The 19,057-nt window shown below is 46.4% G+C and carries 13 protein-coding genes and 8 pseudogenes; 8 read left to right on the top strand and 13 right to left on the bottom strand.

The features are described from left to right. Nucleotides 1-1,116: pseudogene (locus tag GS429_RS07300) on the top strand (ISH6 family transposase); the annotation flags it as partial. A 96-nt stretch (nt 1,117-1,212) separates the two neighbouring features. Continuing rightward, nucleotides 1,213-2,127, top strand: a complete 915-nt coding sequence (locus tag GS429_RS07295) for an IS1595 family transposase (RefSeq protein ID WP_160064117.1) — start codon at nt 1,213-1,215, stop codon at nt 2,125-2,127. A gap of 648 nt (nt 2,128-2,775) precedes the next feature. Here GS429_RS07295 and GS429_RS07290 read toward each other — a convergent pair. From GS429_RS07290 to GS429_RS07270, 5 genes and pseudogenes are all read right to left on the bottom strand, one after another. After that, nucleotides 2,776-4,545 (bottom strand): glycosyltransferase family protein, encoded by a 1,770-nt coding sequence (locus tag GS429_RS07290; protein WP_160064115.1) that lies wholly within the window; start codon nt 4,543-4,545, stop codon nt 2,776-2,778. A gap of 173 nt (nt 4,546-4,718) precedes the next feature. Further along, on the bottom strand, nt 4,719-5,630 hold the full coding sequence (locus GS429_RS07285; RefSeq protein ID WP_160064113.1) for a glycosyltransferase family 4 protein: 912 nt from the start codon (nt 5,628-5,630) through the stop codon (nt 4,719-4,721). 265 nt (nt 5,631-5,895) lie between these two features. Next, nucleotides 5,896-6,342, bottom strand: a pseudogene (locus tag GS429_RS07280) (DDE-type integrase/transposase/recombinase); the annotation flags it as partial. Between the two features lie 5 nt (nt 6,343-6,347). Further along, nucleotides 6,348-6,481 (bottom strand): annotated as a pseudogene (locus GS429_RS07275) (IS630 family transposase); the annotation flags it as partial. A 9-nt stretch (nt 6,482-6,490) separates the two neighbouring features. Beyond that, a pseudogene (locus GS429_RS07270) lies at nt 6,491-7,048 on the bottom strand (IS1595 family transposase); the annotation flags it as partial. A gap of 109 nt (nt 7,049-7,157) precedes the next feature. Here GS429_RS07270 and GS429_RS07265 point away from each other — a divergent pair. Further along, nucleotides 7,158-7,610: pseudogene (locus GS429_RS07265) on the top strand (IS1595 family transposase); the annotation flags it as partial. A 43-nt stretch (nt 7,611-7,653) separates the two neighbouring features. Here GS429_RS07265 and GS429_RS07260 read toward each other — a convergent pair. Next, a pseudogene (locus GS429_RS07260) lies at nt 7,654-7,800 on the bottom strand (IS630 family transposase); the annotation flags it as partial. A gap of 6 nt (nt 7,801-7,806) precedes the next feature. On the opposite strand from GS429_RS07260, the pseudogene GS429_RS07255 reads away from it, so the two are divergent. Continuing rightward, nucleotides 7,807-8,481: pseudogene (locus GS429_RS07255) on the top strand (IS630 family transposase); the annotation flags it as partial. Here GS429_RS07255 and GS429_RS07250 read toward each other — a convergent pair. Next, nucleotides 8,478-8,570: pseudogene (locus GS429_RS07250) on the bottom strand (IS6 family transposase); the annotation flags it as partial. The pseudogenes GS429_RS07255 and GS429_RS07250 overlap by 4 nt on opposite strands. 39 nt (nt 8,571-8,609) lie before the next feature. Continuing rightward, entirely contained in the window at nt 8,610-9,656 is a 1,047-nt protein-coding gene (locus tag GS429_RS07245) for a DUF354 domain-containing protein (protein ID WP_160064111.1), read from the bottom strand. A 54-nt stretch (nt 9,657-9,710) separates the two neighbouring features. Here GS429_RS07245 and GS429_RS07240 point away from each other — a divergent pair, with 54 nt between their 5' ends. Beyond that, a complete protein-coding gene (locus GS429_RS07240) occupies nt 9,711-10,898 on the top strand; it encodes a sulfatase-like hydrolase/transferase (RefSeq protein ID WP_160064109.1) in 1,188 nt (395 codons plus the stop codon). A gap of 329 nt (nt 10,899-11,227) precedes the next feature. On the opposite strand, the gene GS429_RS07235 is transcribed toward GS429_RS07240, so the two are convergent. Beyond that, a complete protein-coding gene (locus tag GS429_RS07235) occupies nt 11,228-12,292 on the bottom strand; it encodes a lipid II:glycine glycyltransferase FemX (protein ID WP_160064107.1) in 1,065 nt (354 codons plus the stop codon). 117 nt (nt 12,293-12,409) lie between these two features. On the opposite strand from GS429_RS07235, the gene GS429_RS07230 reads away from it, so the two are divergent. Together GS429_RS07230 and GS429_RS07225 are read left to right on the top strand one after the other, a co-directional pair. Continuing rightward, nucleotides 12,410-13,111 (top strand): DHHA1 domain-containing protein, encoded by a 702-nt coding sequence (locus tag GS429_RS07230; RefSeq protein ID WP_160064105.1) that lies wholly within the window; start codon nt 12,410-12,412, stop codon nt 13,109-13,111. A gap of 72 nt (nt 13,112-13,183) precedes the next feature. Continuing rightward, nucleotides 13,184-14,302, top strand: coding sequence for a DegT/DnrJ/EryC1/StrS family aminotransferase (locus GS429_RS07225; RefSeq protein ID WP_160064103.1), 1,119 nt, complete (start codon nt 13,184-13,186; stop codon nt 14,300-14,302). Between the two features lie 132 nt (nt 14,303-14,434). On the opposite strand, the gene GS429_RS07220 is transcribed toward GS429_RS07225, so the two are convergent. Genes GS429_RS07220 through GS429_RS07210 form a run of 3 tightly spaced genes read right to left on the bottom strand, consistent with a single transcriptional unit; the run spans nt 14,435 to nt 17,642 of the window. Next, nucleotides 14,435-15,274 (bottom strand): polysaccharide deacetylase family protein, encoded by an 840-nt coding sequence (locus GS429_RS07220; RefSeq protein ID WP_328821285.1) that lies wholly within the window; start codon nt 15,272-15,274, stop codon nt 14,435-14,437. Next, a complete protein-coding gene (locus GS429_RS07215) occupies nt 15,267-16,340 on the bottom strand; it encodes a glycosyltransferase family 2 protein (RefSeq protein WP_160064099.1) in 1,074 nt (357 codons plus the stop codon). The genes GS429_RS07220 and GS429_RS07215 overlap by 8 nt, the downstream gene beginning before the upstream one ends. Next, complete coding sequence (locus tag GS429_RS07210; protein WP_201293977.1) at nt 16,341-17,642, bottom strand: nucleotide sugar dehydrogenase; 1,302 nt, start codon at nt 17,640-17,642, stop codon at nt 16,341-16,343. It lies immediately after the preceding gene. A gap of 359 nt (nt 17,643-18,001) precedes the next feature. Here GS429_RS07210 and GS429_RS07205 point away from each other — a divergent pair, with 359 nt between their 5' ends. Continuing rightward, on the top strand, nt 18,002-18,277 hold the full coding sequence (locus GS429_RS07205) for a hypothetical protein (RefSeq protein WP_160064097.1): 276 nt from the start codon (nt 18,002-18,004) through the stop codon (nt 18,275-18,277). A gap of 27 nt (nt 18,278-18,304) precedes the next feature. Here the strand turns inward: GS429_RS07205 and aglF are convergent, their stop codons facing one another. Next, complete coding sequence (gene aglF / locus GS429_RS07200) at nt 18,305-19,051, bottom strand: UTP--glucose-1-phosphate uridylyltransferase AglF (protein ID WP_160064095.1); 747 nt, start codon at nt 19,049-19,051, stop codon at nt 18,305-18,307. Nucleotides 19,052-19,057: the final 6 nt, after the last annotated feature.

Raw genomic sequence — 19,057 nt, 5'->3', positions numbered from 1 at the left:
ACAGCCGTTACAACTGCTGGAGAACACGAATTCACTCTCCACCACGTCAAAGATACCGCTGCTGCTGAGGACGATCCAACCTACTTCCGTCCACTCGAGGATCTCGTCGAATTCGACGGACAGCGTATCTATCAAGAGGATGTTTCGCTCCAGAGTACCGACCTCGCTACGTTGCTCAGCTTTCGTGATGCCGTCGCCCACGGCGACGGCTTCACTCCGATGCCTTCGAAAACGACAATCAACCGTCGAGTCCGCGAGTACGGCAGCAAACTCGGTGACTTCGTTCGTGATCGGCTTCCTGGGACGAACGCAGACACTGTCGTTCCTGACGGAACGAAGTGTCATAGCCAGGACGATCACTGCACGTACCACGACGTCAACGTCACCCTCGGACAGACCACCGAGGAAGACACGGAAACTACGCTCTTAGACGTCAATCTCAACGATTCTTAGGATGATACAGCTGAGACTCTCGAGGAGAATGAGGCGGTCACTGACGACGCGACGGTCGTCAGTGACGCCGAGAAAGCGCTTGTCGATGCGTTCGAGAATGGTGGCCGATCTCACCAGCTCGACCTCGTTCACGTCGGTCGAACGCTCGGGTACAAGTTCTGGAAAGACGATTCGTTTCCGCTCTCCGAGCGGAAAGCAATCGTCTCTGGCGTTACGAATGATCTGTTCCATCTGAAGAACTCTGTCGCACTCCATGCACCGAGGAATGAGCGTTTGGCGATCCGTAAGCGGATCGACCAAACGCTCGAGAACCTTCGGAAAGAAGCCTGGAGGTTAGAGCGTCAAGACTCCCCAAAAGCAGCGGCGTACCTCTGGGAATGGGCGGAAGCAACCGTGACGTTCGCGGAGTTCGCGCTTAACCAACAGCAGGTTCCGTGGACATCAAACGTGGTCGAACGAGCCATGGGTGAAGTTTCGAAACGGTGTAAGAAGCAATGGATGCAATGGTCAGAAGCAGGGCTAGAGTCGCTTCTCTGGTTGAATCTGGTGCAGTACGCCGATCCCGAGCAGTTCGCGGCGTTCGCCGACGAACTGCTCGAGCGCTCAGCCAAAACAGCCATCACAATGGAGGTGTCAATTGACGATACCAGAGGCGAACTCTAGACGACTTTGGGACGGGACCAATACATTACGGGCTCTTACCGAACTGAGTGAAACAGCACCCTGAGAATTACAGCATCCCGCCGTACGCTAGTTACTATGTGCAAGCGGACAGCCTTCGGCGGGATGCTACAGAATCTTGTTGAGCTCTCCTCAATAGTGTTGCGCCCAGAGCCGCTCGATCTCCGTATCGAGCGGCGCTGTAAGCACGCCTGGGAAGAAGCTCCCTGTCCAGAGTGCAGTGAAACCGAAATCCAGAGTGGGGACGACAGTCCCCGACTCTGGTGTACCAACTGTCGATACGGCTTCATATACACCCGTAACACACCTTTCCACGGCCGTACACTCACTCCTGGCGAGATTGTTATCGCGTTCGTCCTCTACGCTGATACACTACTCAGCATTCATCAGATTGCCCAGTTCTTTGATGCCGTCTACGACACGATTCATACCACGATTCGAGAGGTAGAAGCCGCGCTCGAAGGCGGCTTCTACCTCGTCTGGGAACGCATCCAGCACACCATCGACGGGCCAACTCAGATCGACGAAACCGATCACAAGTGTTCCGGCTACAAGGGACAGACGCCGCCGCGGGACAGCCTCTCCCGCGGCGGCTCTGGAGAGAAAGGGCGATCACGCTGGGAAGGTGCACCTGGTGACACAATGACGCTGATCGGTGCTTGTCGTGACGTCCTTCGAGTAATTCGCACCGAACCAGGTTCCCAACCGGAAGAGCTCAAGCCAGCACTCGATGAGGTAGAGATTCTCTCGGGGAAACTTGACGAAGTGTGGCACAACGGGTGGCGCGGGTACGCGCCACTCGTCTACGAGAATGAGCAGATCGTTGTTCACTCCGAAGAGTTTGTCACTGATGACGGTGTTCATATCAATCAAGTCGAATGCCTCTGGTCGCTGGTGAACCCATGGCTGCAGAAATTCCGCGGCCTCTCCAAGCCCGGGTTAGAACAGTCCGTCCGAACCTGTAGTGATTCAACAAACTTCTGGGTGAACTGATTCAGTAATTCGACGCGAGAGAGCCACTCTGACCAGCGCACCTCTCGTCGAGTACCCAGTGCTTCTGTGAACTACTACAGGTTCGGACGGACGTTAAACCTCGCTGGAGCACCCTTGCACGGCCTTCTTGACTGTTTTGTCGTCAACGTGTTTCGCTGAGTTATGCAAGAGCCCATTACGAACTTCAGCCATGCACTTTAGCCAGTTCGACGTTTCACGGTAGCTATGGGCCCCTTCTATACAAAACAATTCAGAATGACGTGTACCTGGCGGACAAGAACGCCAGCGGCGGGTTCGCCCGCTAGCTCTCGGTCTCTTGCGTCCCGGGCTTGTTTTACATTTTCAGGAGATAGCAGGATTTCCATTGAGTCAACACGGCAATCGAGAGTACTCAATTATATTTCGTATCTTCCCATCAGCCGAGAATGGCATTGGAGTGACCAGTATAACCTCTTAATATATAGGTAGGATGATTCAATCCGATCGCCATGGAGGGTGAGACGCGTGTGTTGCAAGCTATAGTTATCAGCCATAATCAGAATATAGACGGGCGGCTCTACTCTTGAAATGCTTGAGGAAGTCCGGTCTTGCACTATTCTGAATGGATATTTCAAGTAGAGCTTTGCCATGACACATTCAGTAAAGGTCTCAGAAAGAAATATGAGTAATCTCGTGGTTTCCACTATTGTAGATAGGTTGCTTAGACGTAGTCGGTAGTTCAGTTATTGGGAAACGGCCATGAACAACATGTATAGCTTGCTCTGTTCTAATTTCATATTGGGAATGTCTTGTATGAATATACTCTCTGTTAATAACAATGGATGGTTCTTGTATATGTTCTTGACTATCAAGATCTATAGATAATGTGTTTGCTGGAACACCATAATATCGTGAGAATATGGCTGATGCCCGACGATCCGCTAGGATATTTGTGCTGTCCTGATATTCAATAGCGTGTTCAAACAACTGTTTTTCTGAATCAGTGACTTTCATTTCTTCTGCTCCAGGTGCATCATCTAATAGAGGGTCATCAGAGGCCCCTGCATAATTACCACCCATCAAAGCAATATACGGGACAACAATTAATATGAGTATTATAGTCACATTTTGAAAATTGCTTAAATTTAGTATTGGAACAAACAATTTCGATCCTATATTTATGGTCGCAATTAGTCCTGGAGCAGCGAGCACAGCTAGAAAAATATATATAAACGCCCACCATCTACTTGGTAAGAGATTTCGTAGCCCTATTACTGGACCAACCAATGTCACAAAAAGTAACACCGTTGTGACAGTACTCAATCCGATACCGATAAATAAAGCGTCATTTTCTCGACGGTTTGATAACCAGTACAGGGCACCCACAATAGCAAATGTGAGGAGGATAGCAGAACCAACAACCTGAGGAAGTGTAAGAGCAGCAGCCCCAGACGGGCTGATAGATGGATCCTGAGGGACGGCTACTTCTGTACGAGCTTCTGTACCAGCACCCATCAGAGAAATGAATAGATTTCCTAGAACAACATCAAAAAAGCTGGCTGTTCCTTGTGGTCCGCTATACTTTGTGACAACAAAATCTATAAACATTGTAAGGCCAGCCAAGAGACCAATATTTACTTCGATCCTCGAGATGTTCAATTGATATATAACTGTTGATATCGCAAATGCCACTGTTGCAGTAATTGCAATAAATAGACTAACTTGATGAGTGAACATGAGTGCTGTCATCATCGCTATTGCTAAGATGAGTTGACGCTTCCTTCTCCAGCACACATACTTCATTAATGATAAGAATAGAAGGGAAAAGAATACAAGGCCTAATGAGGTTGGAATCACATGAATTCCCCAACCAATTGCATGGTCTGTTGTGATATATAGAAATCCGGCAACTAGACTGTTCGTTGAGTTCCAGAATTGGATTGTTATAAGATAGACAGCAAGCATCGGAAGTACTGTTACCGCTATAAGTGTGGTAAGAACGATCGCATCACGAGTTGGTACCGCATATATCAATTCCGCACTTGATGCTAGAATATGATAAAAGGGTGCATAAAAATACTTACTTGTGGCAAAAACCTCTAAGGACCCGTTAGCAGTTATAGATTTGATGTAGTTGCTATGGGTATATATATCAACCCCATTGTATAGGGAACTCGAATAATATGCTGTTAGTCTGTTTGTTATCCCAGCAATCAAAATCATAACCAAACTGAGTACGGGCTTGGGTTGGGTGAAAATATGTAGTGCTGTCAGTAGATAAAGTGCGAATGTAAGATAGAAGATAGTACTTGTTCTTTGGAAACCATTTTCCCGATATAGGATAATAACGATAGATAATAATAATAGAAAGGTGAATACGATTATCTTTCCAAATAGTTTCTTTTCCCCTATTGGTAAGTCATCAGAATTATAGTGCACCAATATGAATGCTAGAAACGGCGCGAAAATAAGGGATGGAGGATATAAAAGAGTATATGGATTTCGTATGACTGTGGAAAAGTACACTCCAATAGCTCCGATTACTAGTAGTAAGGGTCCAAGAATCCACAACCTAGTTAGTTTCTCAATCAAATGATTTGGATGAAGATAATTCATTGGTTGGTTATAGCAGATTCATACACATTAACTAATTGTTCTCCCATTGTATCTAATCCCCATTCATTAGCATATTTTCTGCCATTCGATTGGTTGCCTGATTCAAGTACATCATCTAACTGTTCAACAAGTTCTGCTTCTGAACTACAGACGTATGAATTCTTCACATCTGATAATACATCTGACACAAATCCAACGTCGGTGGAAATGACTGGTGTATTACATAATGCAGCCTCTTTGACGACCATTGGACCACTCTCTCGTTTTGATGTTATTAATACTACATCACTTGCATTGATATAGTATGGCATTTGCTCATATTCGACTTCTGAGATCGCAATAAGTTCAACATTCTGGTCAGCATTGTCTGCTATGCGTCTTGCTAGCGGATAGTTTTTTTCTTCTCTCGTTTCCGAATAGGGGAATAAAATATAGTTTTTGTTTTGTTCCCAACCTACTTCCAAACGTGCTTCTGACTTTGAAATTGGACAAAAGAGTTCCGTGTTAATCTCAAATGGTATTATATGACAATCACAGGGAACATATCTAGTGAGTACAGGTGACGGTAGGATCACTTCGTTGAATAAAGATGCAAAACGAGAATTAATTGCACCGAATCGACCCATAAGGTCTGACCCCCAGAAAGAGACAACAATAGGCCGTGTTGGCTGAAATATAGCGAATGGGGTAGTATTACCGAAGTTTGCATGAACTAAATCGTAGTCCTCAAACTGTTTTCGGAGTACATTCGGATAATACTGTAAGTAATCAGTGGCCAAGCGAGACTCTTCTTGGGATTCCCGGCCTGGCACTTGGATTACATCAACTTCAACACCGAGTCTTTGAAGTGCTCGTAACTGATTATCAAAGAACGGCCTTGGCGTTGTCACCAGATTTAAAACCTTCATTCAAATCCTATCTCCTTTCGTATACGTAATGTATTCTTTGTTACCCCATCCTTTGTAAGCTTTGTTAAGATGATTGATTACTTCTGCTTCTCGATTTCCGGATGGTTGCATTCTAATATCAGAAGACATTATTTCATTATTATCCTTGGTTTAACCAAACCATATTTCTTTTTCATTGGCTGGTCGTCGACTCGTCGTAGACGAATTCGGTTTTAGAGTTCATATTATATTCGTTTTATAGATATCTAGCATCATACGGCACTGTCTAGTTCGACACCTCCTCAGCTGGCGTTCGGCCATTGAGTGCTTGATTCGGTCGATCGTGGTTATAATGGTATCTGAAGCGTCTGAGCCAGCGTCTTGCGCTGGCCGGACTGCCCCGCCAGAAGGAGTGAAGGCGGTCGATCCGCATTGGCACAGTCTGAAACCACTTTTCGACGTGGTTTCGGTCGCTGTAGTTGAGCTGACCGCTCAATTCGTGGCACGCGAGGGCAGTCAAATCCCCGCCAGCATCGACGAGAAACTCTGTCTCGTCGATTTCATGTTTCTCGGTGAGCCGATGCAGGAACGCCGCCGCGGGGTCAGTCCCGCGGCGGCTGTAGACATCGATTTCTAGCAGAAGCTTTGATTCTGTGTCGATTGCGGCGTACAGCCACTTTTTCTCACCATCTACCTCGATCTGTTTCTCGTCGACCGCGACCCGCGACGGCTTAATGATCAAGATAACTTTTGCAAATATGGGCCAAGGAACTGATCGATCCAGGACTTGGCGAATCCAAGTCGATCGGTGAGGGTATCGAAGAGACGGCGATTGGCGAGGCATTGCGTTTGAGCACTTTCCAGACTCGCTCTTCGGTAGTTTAGCGGAATACATTGACAGCGACACAATCGATGAGGCCATGGATCGGTGCGCCGGTCAGGTTCAGTGAACGAAGGAACCCGTAGGTCTGAGCGGCCTGCTCCAAGCCCTGCTTGGAGAGGCCGCGGAATTTCGCAAGCCACGGCTGTAACAGCGACCAGAGACACTCCGCTTGGTTCGTGTGAACGCCGTCCTCAGAGACGTATCCTTCGTCATGGACGACGTACCGGTGATCGTGCTCCATCCCTTGATAGGCGGGTAGTCCATCAGTCCAGACCTCTCCCAGCGGCTGGGAGAGGTCGGCTGCTTCCTCGATGATCGGGCCTAAATCGTCCTCGTAGTCGCTTCCTTCCTGTGCTGATACTACACGAAGCACGTCGCGGCACGCCGCGACGAGCGTCAATTCGTCTCCCTGCTCTCCCGTCCATCTGGTTCGTCCACCCTCTGGCGAGCCGCCGCGGTCGAGCCCCTCCCGCGGCGGCTCTTGGCCTTTGAATCCCGAACACACTTGCTGGGTTTCATCGACCTGTGTCGGCCCACCGACTGTCTGGGAGATTTTAGTGATCCAGAGAAGCTATTGAGGAATCCAATCAGTGGAGTTCAGGCACTGACGCTAAGGCCGCTGTTCTGAACACCCGTTCCTCAAAACCTTTTCCGGAGTACTAAAGTCGCGCTCGCGTGGCCTGTCCACGCGCGGTCGTGGCTCGTACGAGGGAGACAAACCACCGGTATTCACGCTCGTTGATCGTGGCAACGACCAGCGGTACGTCGTGCCAGCGAAATCCGCCGACGAATCGACGGTTCGGCTCCTGCTTGCGGACCACGAAGAGGAGCCACTGACAGTGTATACCGACGGATTTCGCGCGTACGACCCGCTTGAGAAGGACGACGCATTCGCCCGCGAATACGTCGTCCATGGCAATGGTGAATACGCTGATGGAGATGTGCACGTCAATACCTGCGAGAGCCACGGGTCGCTGGTGCGACCGTGGCTCTCACCACATCGAGGAGTCTCGAAAGACAAGCTAACACCGTCTCTCAGAGCGTTTCAGCTTCGGCGTGAACTCTATAGAAAACTAGGTGATGAAGCTCTCAAACATGCTATCGATGCTGCGCTCTGAAAATCAACAACGTGCTTCACAAGAGCGACTGTAAATTGTTCGCGGTGTTATGCCACTCGGCTAGTTCAGTCTGCGTAACACCGTTTTTGTACGCAATCGCCGCTAACAGCCGTTGTGTCGGCTTCCTTCCCTCGACGTTGTCGAGTGCGTCGTGAAGTTCTTCGACGGAGATCTCGTCGATATGATCCATTAGATGCAGCGTCCATCACGCCCGGAGAACGCCGAAGAGATTCTCGACGAACGCGTCGGCGACGCGTTCGACGAGGGGGCTGATGAGCCGCATAACCAACGCGAGGGAGATGGCGAAGAAGGGTGGGTTGTTGACGAGGAAATCCGTACGGATGGCGGAACTGTCCTTGGATTTCTCGACACATCGCATCCCCAACCATGGGACAACTCACAGCGGCTTTACACCGTGGATGATCCACATATCACCCGACCGCTGGTAAAGTTAGACGAACCAGCGGCCGGGTTCTACGCACTCTCGGGTGAGAGTGTCGTTCAGTTTCCGGCCAATCAAGAGAAAGAACGGATCTGTGGCTGTCTCGAAGGGATCCGCAAGCAGAATCCGGGCCAGCGGATTCTGCTCGTCTTGGACAACTTCTCGTCGCACGTATGTGAGTACACGCGTAGGCGAGCCTACCAACTGGGCATTGATATCGTGTTTCTCCCAGTTGGTTCGCCTGATCTCAATCCAATCGAGCAGGTCTGGAAAAGCCTCAAATGGGAAGCATCGCCGTTGATCGTGGAGAGCGCGGCAGAATACCGCGCTCTCCTCACTGAACTCTTTGAGCAACTTACGACTCGGCTGAGTTTCGCAGCCTCATGGATCGCCGACCACCTTGGTGGATACCTTCAGAAGTTACGATAGGCACTAACGGGTGTCGGGGTGCGCTCGTTCTCCCAAACCTCATCACAGTCCACGTCTAAGCTCTCTCTGAGCAGGTTGGCGAGTTGCATTGGACACTTCTCGCCACCACCTGCTCGTTCCCCAAACTCTCATCTATTAGCCCCCCTAACTGATTTTTGAATTGTTTTCGTTATGAAATCTGTTGTGTCAATTTTTTCTTCAAGCATTTTTTGACGACGTTTTTCCCAATTTTCGTCATCATCTCTCTCCAGAATTTTCAGTGCTTGATTGAGTCCATCTTTATGACGACTTTCATCAGAGTAATTAAAAACGAGTCCATATTTTGCCTCAAGTTCGTCGGTATAGCCTCTGCGGCTTGAAGACACAAAAATAGCTGGTGTTCCAAGAACAGAACTCTCTGCAGCCATTGTTGCACTTTCTCCCACATATAGATCTGCAAAGGCCATAAGATCGTGAATTTGATGTGGTGGGATTGAAACTTGCCGATCTTCAACACCTGATGGTAGATTCGCTTCAGACGTAATTCTAACTGTAGCACCTGTGTCCTCTAGTTCTTCCACGACATCAACAATATCCTTAAACCCACTATCACCAACATCATGTATTGCATCCCAAGAGATCAATCGTAGTATGACAAACTGTTCATCGTGATCAAGTCCAGCCATATTGAGCACTGATGGATCAGGTTTAAATCTATCTGGGTGTAAATATGCCAGTTCATGATAACCTGCATACTTTACGTGTTTGGTGCCGTGATCACCATTATAACAGTCTGGAGTGAAAATTTGGTCTACCATTGGGTAACCGATACGATTTTGAAGGGTTGCATTTTCGGTATCATTAAATGCAATACTAGTAGCACCAATCAAACTAGATATGTAAGAAGTTAGTGCACCACTTCCAATCGAGACTAATATATCTGGTTCGAAGTCCCTAGCCTTCCGTAACAGGTTAAATTCATACTTCAAACTTTCTTTAACTAATCCCATCGTAGTTTTGAAATTTCCGGACAAGATTTCGTGCTGTATTGAGTAACTTTCCAATAGTTGTACAGTTACATCCTTATCTCTAGCAAAAACAGCGATGGAATTTCCATCATCTGTGAGTTCCTTTATAGCGTTTCGAAAGAAATGTACATGTGCTGGATGATGAATACTGAAAAGAATGCGCGCCATAGAGGATGAGTGTGAATCCAAAAATATAAATCTATCCAATCAAACTGATCAGGCATGATAGATGCAAGCAACCTTGTAATATATATGTCTGATTCGATTCGTTGGGATTCGATCCCCGAAGAGATTCAAAAAAAGGGTGAAGGATTCAAAACAATAAGCGCCTCATCGCATACCCCGACTTCAATAGCTAGTATGCTGACTGGTCAATATCTTCCACAACATGGTGTAGGGGGCTTTACAGATGTAATTCCTGAGGAGACACCAACAATATTGGATCAATTCGAACACTCTGGGCTTAGTGATGTTGGAGGGATGTTGAACGACGATCATTTGGGAAAATTTTTCAACGAAACAATATATGACTATCCTTTACAAAGATATGACCGTCTTTCTCTAGATGATATTCAGGAACCATTTGGCTGGTTTATGCGTGACCCAGGCGGCCATGCACCATATGGACGATGGGACATGGACATGAACGCTGAGATATCTGTTCCAGACTTCTTCACAGAACACGCTGGGGATACCGAAAACCTCCGTAAGATGTACGAAAAGGGAATTAACGACTCCATCAATCGGTTTGAAAAATATGTTTTACAACCATTGAAAGACCGTGATCTTCTTGATGATACTTTAATCATATTCCTTTCAGATCATGGTGAACTTCTTGGAGAGTACGGGCATGTAAGCCAATCTTATCCTATGTGCCCAGAAATCGTGTATGTACCCACCTTTTACATTCATCCTGACCTTCCTAGTATAGATATTGATATAACTAGTCACGTTGATTTACCGGTAACAGTCTCACACTTGCTTGATAAAGAACCGTTCTCAGATACACCTGGTTCACCGATCTTTGACCCTGAATATGATCGGGAGACAGCCTATTGTCTCTATAATCGAAGATTCCCATCTTTTCAAGGAGAATTTAATTATAGAATAGACAGTAAGTGGGATAAAGACGGGGGTCATGTATTCGTTCGTTCAAATATTTGGTCAAAGATTAAACTTACAATAGGTTATCTAACACGAATATCCGCAGGGAAGCATCTTCGAAAAACTCGCAATCCAACTGGATTTAAGCTTCTATTCTCGGATCAAAAAACGTGGGGTTCACCTGATTTTCCAATTGAACAGTCAGACAAAGAGCTTGGCTCTATAGATCAACACCTTGCAGAAAAGGTAGAACGGGCCATGACTAAAGACACAGAGGACCGGCTTAAAGATTTAGGTTACTTATAGACATTCACGTTAGCTAGGGATTTATATTATCCCATTGGCCCATATAATATACTACGTACGAAACAACGCGGTGCAGAAAGTATGTCTAACACAATCGTAATCACCTCTGCTATGAGGGAGCAAATACGAGTTCACCAACTCCCAGATTTCCTATACAGTTTTTAGCCTTGTTTAGACGCTTCAGTAATCGCCTCTCAGCTTTGTTCTCCACGTGCCAAACCGAACCGTGAGGTGCACAGCACGGGGTTCTGGTTGGACTAAAAGGTTCCTGACTCGCCCATACACTCGTCTAGTATTTATGCCGGCGAGTTGATGATTGAGTCTATAAATTATGGGATGTTTCCTCGTAAGTGAGGTCCAAGGGCCTCTGTTACAGATAACGGCAACTGTCTCCAAATACGTATTAACGGGGTGAATTTTGAATCCTCTGGATCGGGAGGCATACTAATTTCTTCTGGAAAATAAAAAAGATCATCAAGGTATATTTCCTGCCCATTTGTGCCTGATTTGAATTTGTAGACCCCTGTCCCTGGTCGAGTACGTCCTAGATCTACTTGTTGGTAACCGTTATTTTGAGCCCATTTTATGCACTTCCAGAGTAGCAAACTTCCTCCATTGAGGTGACGGTAGTTGGGTTTTGAGACAGCACCCCAATAATGTACTGTATCACCGTAAGGGAATGCAAGAGCTGCGTTAATAGGGATCCCATCATATATTACGAAAATGAATATTGCGCCATCTATTTTTCCTAATTTCCTCCATATATTAACGAAAAAGCTTTTAGCATGAGGCGGGCTTCCTAGATCGCGCATTGTTCGAAGGTGGAGATTATAATAACTACTTACTGGATCGTGCGAAAAGTTGCTTGCCTCATTTTCAACTACTTGGGTTGTAAGACTATGATCGCGAGAATTGCGTATATTTGTCCGAAAACGTGTTTCAAAAGAATCCCATATATCTTCCATTGAAGAATTAGTCTCGACTACAAATGTTACATATCTACTTAGACGAATAAACTCTTTAGAAGACGGATATCTCGAACCTCGTAAGCAAAGATAATCTACTCCCTTTTGTTGAGCCAATTCCTGTGCTTTCCCTCTCAAAAGGTCAACGGCTTGGTTTCGATCGTTGATAGACTCATCTATTACTATCGAACCGTGCTCTGAGAATGGCATTGAAACTAAAGTATTACCAAAGATAGCGCTCTTAAGATGGATAAGAGGTAGACATGCGCAAATATCACCTGAATCATTAATGACTGCCATATTGTATGATTTATGACCATATATTGAGCATATTGCGCTCCACTCGTTCCGATTGAAGATAGGTCCTGAATTTGATTCGATAAATTGGTTCCAATCAGTTTCATCTGGTGAGATTTGGATGTCCATCATTAGACGTTACCGAAACAAAGGTAATAAAATGACTTACTTCCTCCAGTTAACTGATGTTATTCCTGTCAAACAGGTAGGGCATAGTTAGTAATTAGAGGGATACTAACCCATATAATCGTGAGAATCAAAGTAACTATACTGCTGGCAAAAAGCGGTACTAATATCACAATGACTTGGAGACTTATTGCTGGAATCCTTTTTGGATGCCTTATCATTACGAACGTATTTTGGTGGTGGCGATCAAAATCGTCAGTAATTGATACTGAGTCTATAAAAGAATGGCAACGCCCGCAGTCACCTTCCACAATCGATCGAACTGGCACGTCTACACAAACACTAGAAATGGTTACTGATATGCTTAATTGTCGCCAGGAAGATTTACCAGAGGAAGTAGAGCAACTAGATAACCGTATTAGGGAACTTAATAAATCAATTGACCAGACACGTCAACGTTGGATTGATGCGTGGTGGTCTGCTCGTAAAGAGAACCCTCCTACTGAGTCAGAATTTGTAATAGATGTAATCTTCACAAGTGGGAATTTTGATGATATTGAACAATTAGCATCGAGTGCCATTCACCAAGAGAATGTAATTCTGTTGGCTGGTATCTTGGACGATGGAAAATTTGCAGTTGGGGTATCATCTAATCTTTCAGAGAATTATGCAGCCGTGAACATTGCAAAGCGTATCGCTGAACTTGGTGAAGGAGGTGCTGGCGGCACGGATCAACTTGCCACCGGTGGTGGTCTCACTAGAACTGAGCTACAGGAGGCGATGAAACAGTTAAAGGAAAACATTAATAACAACGGAATCAATTAATACTCCATAGTCGCTTGGCAGCATGAAATCAACCGATTCAATTAATAGATTATCATATGGAGACAGATTTTAATGAAAGCAAGAGTTGAACGTATACAATTGCATCCGTCAGACTTTTCTGCCTATTTTAAACCAGGAGTTAATTCAGAGTTTTGGTGCAATCTTTCTCATAGGACAGAGTTTGAATACACTACGATATTCCAATCTGGTAGGGCAGGAATCTATAATGTTCTTAACTCTTTAGAGTTACAAGAACATGATGAAGTTTTGTTGCCAGCATATACGTGTTATGCAGTTGCCAGTGCAGTTGAAGAAATTGCAACTCCAGTATTTGTAGATGTCGACCCGGTGAATTTCACTATTGACGTTAGCGATCTAAAAAATAAGATTACGGAGGATAGTTCTGTTATTATACCTGTTCATTTATTTGGGAATACATGTGATATGCCTTCTATTGCTAAGGTCGCCGCTAATAATAATCTTATTATAATTGAAGATGCTGCCCAAGCCTTAGGAACATTGGTGTTAAATGACAAAATTGGGACACATAGTGATTATTGTATATTCAGCCTTCGTTTTTCTAAAGAGATAACATCAAAGGGAGGCGGTATTGTTTTAAGCAATCAACCTATGGCGAATATACGAAATGGAAAAAAGTCTGATTTCCTCACATTGTTAGGGCTAGTTTCAATTTTTGCTACAGACACGCTATTTAACCTAATGCCAGGTAAGCTCTATGACATTATCCGTCGGCGAATTCTTACTCCACTCTTCACATCAAGTTCACAAGAATTAGGCCCGCTTGAATCCATAGAGATACAGAATCGGACTACAAAACTCTTGGAAAATCAGCTAGATAAACTGCAGACCAGAGTCAATAGGAGGCGCCAAAACGCTCAAATATACAACCAAATTTTGTCTGATTTGGTTACTACTCCCAAAATCAAAAATGACCATTCCTATTTTAGGTACTCAATTCTCGTAGAGAATGACCGAGACGATCTCATCGCTCAACTTCGTCGTCGCGGAATAGGATGTTCAAAGATGTATTCTTACAGCTTGCCAAACAATCCACAAACTTGCCCTGTATCAGCAAATATAGCCAAGAAAATCATCAATCTCCCAGTACACTCAAAATTAAAAGAAAAACAGATATGTGATATTGGCGAAGAAGTCAACTCGCTTGTTTAAGGGCGCAAGAGGGCGAATAATCCCCATCACATAATTCTTGCTGAGTAGTTTTGTGAGGACTGACCTATACTAACTCTACAATTTGCTTGCTTTTCACAGATCCTACCAGATACTGTCGTGATATCGTGAATTCTAACTAGTCTGTTTATTGTCATCCCCTTTTTCTTTTGTAGAATATTCATGCCTTCTTCGAATTTCTGAAATGGTCGAGAATTTATACCCTTTTCTTTGCAAAATCTCTATTAGTGACTTAAAAATCTCGGTAGAGTTATTAAGATTTCTTTTCATGATGGTCTTTTTTGGCTGACCAAGCTTATCATGCGATTCTGTCTGATAGAAATCCTGAAGATGCGTATTGAAGACCAACGAGTCTGCTAAGGGTGTATGTCTAATATACATGAGATATGGCTGGCCGAGCAATTTGAGATAGCTCTGAGAGAGTGGAATTCGTGTGTAAGGGGTCGCTGTAATCGGGATTTCAAGGAGTCTTTCTGCTTTAGTTGGCTGGTACGGCACCAACGGCTTGTCGAGGTTACTGTAGATACCTGGTCGATACGATGGGAATATACTTGAATCAAATATGAATCCCTCATCTTCCAGAATCTCGAACTCAGGGGGTTCGATGTTCCCCTGGGGTGCTCGATAACCCTTGGGTTCGTACCCGAAATGCGATTCGAACACTTCTTTTCCGTTTTGAACCTCCGTTCGAAAATCATACGACTTTGAAATATCATGCTGATAAGAATGTAGGTAAAATTCAGAATTTAGTTTCTCATCTAGTTTATTAATCACATTTGGAAACCGTTCCATCGTCTTTCCAACAACAAAAAATGTTATCGGGATTTCTAGTTCCTGTATTAGCTTGATGTAGTCATCGATGTACTCGAATGTGAGATGGTCGTAGCCATCTTCGTCAAAGTACCAATCGTTCTCGAGATCGAGCGTTATGCAAGCGAGTTTCTCCTCAGTCACGGACTTGTACCTCTCGACTCTCGTTTGACTGCATATCAAACAGCATTGCAAACATGACGAACATACTCCCAATGGAGAACAGAAGCAAACTCGCAGATGCACGAACGAATAATGGATCCCCCAATACGAACTTCGCGTACAACGACCACAGCGAACCGGCGATACCCAGTCCGGCAGTCGTTACTCCAAATAGGTAGAATAATGCCAGCGGATGGAAGTCCAACACGAGGTACTTCACCTTTAACCGCCAGAAGAAATTCCGTAACAACATTCCCGACACCTTCCGTATGTACGTTGTGTAATTGATTGAGGACTCTTCATCCCCATACACGGCTGGAATCGCGACATCTGCAACACGCATCCCCTTGGCGTTCAACTTTACCAAGAGATCGTTACAGTAGCCGTAGTATTCGTACATATCCTCAATTCCGACGTTAGCCAGCGCATAGCCTGAAATTGCTGTATATCCGTTTTGGGGATCCATTGTTTTCCAGTAGCCCGACGCGATTTTCGTCAGGAACGTCAGAATGGAGTTACCGAAGAACCGGAACTTCGGCATATTGGACCGATAGCCCTTGTATAGTAATCGATTCCCTTTTGCATAGTCGGCTTCCTCTTCGACAATTGGATCGAGTAACCGACTCATTTGTGAAAGGTCCATTTGTCCGTCCCCGTCTACAGTTGGAACGATATCGACACCGTACTCGAGTGCAGCCAGATACCCCGTCTTGATCGCGCCACCAGCGCCAAGATTCTCACGGTGTTGAATCGGAACAACGCGACCAATCCGATCGGAAACGACTGCTCGGTCTGTAAGCATCGATCCACCGTCCGTCGCGACTGCTCTCGGCTCTGACGTATCACTCTCACCTCTCGTCAACGGGTCAGCCGAAACGGAATCTTCCTCGGCAGCCTCTAGAATCTCGTCCCACGTTCCGTCGGTTGACTGATCGTCGATCACGAACATCCTGTCGACATAGTCGGGCATGGACGTGATCACATCTCCCACGAAACCCTCCTCATTGTATGCAGGGATGACGACGCCTACGGTATGGTCTCGGTACATTTAGAGCCTCATGTATTCGAACCCACAGTCGTCGAGCGATTCTCCATCGAGTGTACCATCGACATCGACCATCAAGGGATTATCGGCCATGACGCTGGATGCCGTCGTGTAGTCGAACTCGAGCAACGATTGGTGTGGGGTCGCTAATACAATTGCATCGAAGTCCTCGACGGATAACTCTTCTTGAACGTCGATGTCGAACTCATCGCGAACTACCTCTACGGGTGCGTGTGGATCGAAGCCGACGATGTCCGCCCCGTAGGACTCGAGTTTCCTAATCGTTCCGCCGATTGGAGACGTTCGTACGTCCCCGACCTCTGGCTTGTATGCCAGACCGAGAACGAGAATGGAACTTTCCCTCGGAACCTTCCCACAGTCGTTCAATCCTCTCAGAACGAGATCTGCTACGTGGTGGGGAACGTATTCGTTGACCTCTCGAGCACCTTCGATCAGTTGTGGAGTGAATCCGTTCCGCTCGAGTTCGTAGATCATAAAGAATGGATCCACGGGAATGCAGTGGCCACCGACTAATCCTGGCCGGTAATTATGGAAGTTCCACTTCGTTCCTGCCGCATCGAGGACAGCCTGCGTGTTCAGATCGAGTTTGTCACAGGCGATCGCGAGCTCATTGACCAGCGCAATATTCAGATCTCGCTGAATATTTTCGATACACTTAGCTGCTTCAGCGACTTCGATCTCAGGAGCAGGATGGACGCCAGCATCGATAATGTCCTTGTATAATGATGCAACATCATCGAGAACCTCGTCGTTTTGTCCGCTGACGATCTTCACGACGTTTCGGAGTCCATGTTCCTCGTCGCCTGGAACCATTCGTTCCGGTGAATATCCAACAAAGATATCCTCACCGACAGTCAACCCCGACGCCTCCTCAAGTGCTGGAGCCAATTTCTCGCGTGTTGCACCAGGGTAGACGGTTGACTCGAGGACCACCGTTGTCCCAGCCGTGATATTTCGACCAACCGTTTTTCCGGCAGACTCGACGTACTTCAGGTCTGGGTTCTTGAGGTCGTCGACTGGCGTTGGTACGGCAATGAGGACGTATTCCGCACGTTCGATAGCCGTTTCGTCGGTCGCAAATTCAATGTCGAAGTTCTGAACCGCTTCGTCACCGACATCGCCAGTTGGATCGGTTCCCGATCGTAGTGTTTCAATCTTCGTTGGATCGACGTCGAAGCCGATGACATCGTGTCCACTCCGAGCAAACTCGACTGCGAGCGGAAGCCCAACGTAACCGAGGCCAACGACGCAAACGGAAACCGAATTATTACTCTCCATTACCATTAGTTCCACCGAACCCATTGTTTAATATCATGTTTTTGTTCCTTCGGTTCCGACTTTCATCGGTTGATGAATACACCCGACAGAGGTCAATTACATCTAGTATCTCATAGGGCAGAGGTAGATAAAGCCCATCTCTTGTCAACTTATGAACTACCATTTGTGACATCGAATATATACCTGACGGTTACGTTGAGAGTGCTATATAACGAGGGATGAAATAACCAATTAGACCACCCTCCATATCTGAACGTGTTTACTCACATAAACTAGTGAAGGTGCTAATAGCAATATAGAATGATCCTACCAACCTATCTGGTAGGGTGTGTTTAACAAATGCTACTATAGCGGTAACAGCGAATATGAGCCAGACGAAGCAGCAACGAAACTCGTGTCCGTGGTGTTCCGAGTCGATCAGCCGCGAGGAAGACACGACGACGATTGGACCACCACCACGCTCATCGGTTGGTACACAGCAGTGGGATCTCCACGATAGCTGCGCGGGCGAATGGGAGGCTTTTGCCGATCAGCTGTCCCGACTGGCCAAGATCGGCGCACATCCGACGCTGATCGAATATCCCAAAAATAACGGAACCGACGAATTAATCGAGGAAAAACAACTACTCCATGATCAGTAAGACGGGATAGATAGCGTATTCAATAGATTACGAAGAAGCCGTGACCTCGGGATCTTCCTCTTTTGCCGCCTGCAATCGCTCTTCAGCTTCGTCTCGATCTTCGGGATACCCGACATCAATCCGCCATCCATCCAGTCCAATAGCGTCGATCGTTCGTCCGGACTGAATCAGCAGATCGATCGCTTCACTGATCTCATACTCGCCTCGACTCGAGGGCTGCACTAACTCGCATGCCGGGAAGATAGCCGGCGTGAACGTGTAGAACCCGGTCATCACCAGGTTCGACGGTGGGTCCTCGGGTTTCTCGACGACATCCGTGATTTCCCCGTAGTTATTTGTATCACAGACCCCGTATCGAGAGGCTTCGTCCCATGGAACTTCCTCAACCAGGAACGCCGCATCAGCACGGTCCTCCTGCTGTCGACGTACAACGTCCTGCAGATTTGCGTTGAAGATATTGTCTCCGAGAATCATCATGAAGTCGTCGTCAATGTGCTCGCGGACGCTCAATAGCGCGTGGGCGAGGCCTTTCTGCTCGCGCTGGTGAGTATACGTGATCGGAACGCCCTTGTACTCGTCACCGTAGTGGTCGATGATTTTCTCTTTGAGATAGCCAACGACAACGACGAACTCGTCAGCACCGAGATCTACAAGTTGATCAAAACAGTGCGTCAGGATCGGTTTCCCATCTACTTCGACCATTCCTTTTGGTTTGTCGTCGGTCAACGGTCGAAGCCGCGTTCCCTTGCCGGCTGCGAGTACAACTGCCTTCATGTCATT

The organism is Natronorubrum halalkaliphilum (assembly GCF_009834785.1).
In the GTDB taxonomy this organism is placed as follows: Archaea; Halobacteriota; Halobacteria; order Halobacteriales; family Natrialbaceae; genus Natronorubrum; species Natronorubrum halalkaliphilum.
The sequence above is the reverse complement of the archived record's forward strand: the minus strand, read 5'-3'. Positions and strand labels throughout refer to the sequence as shown.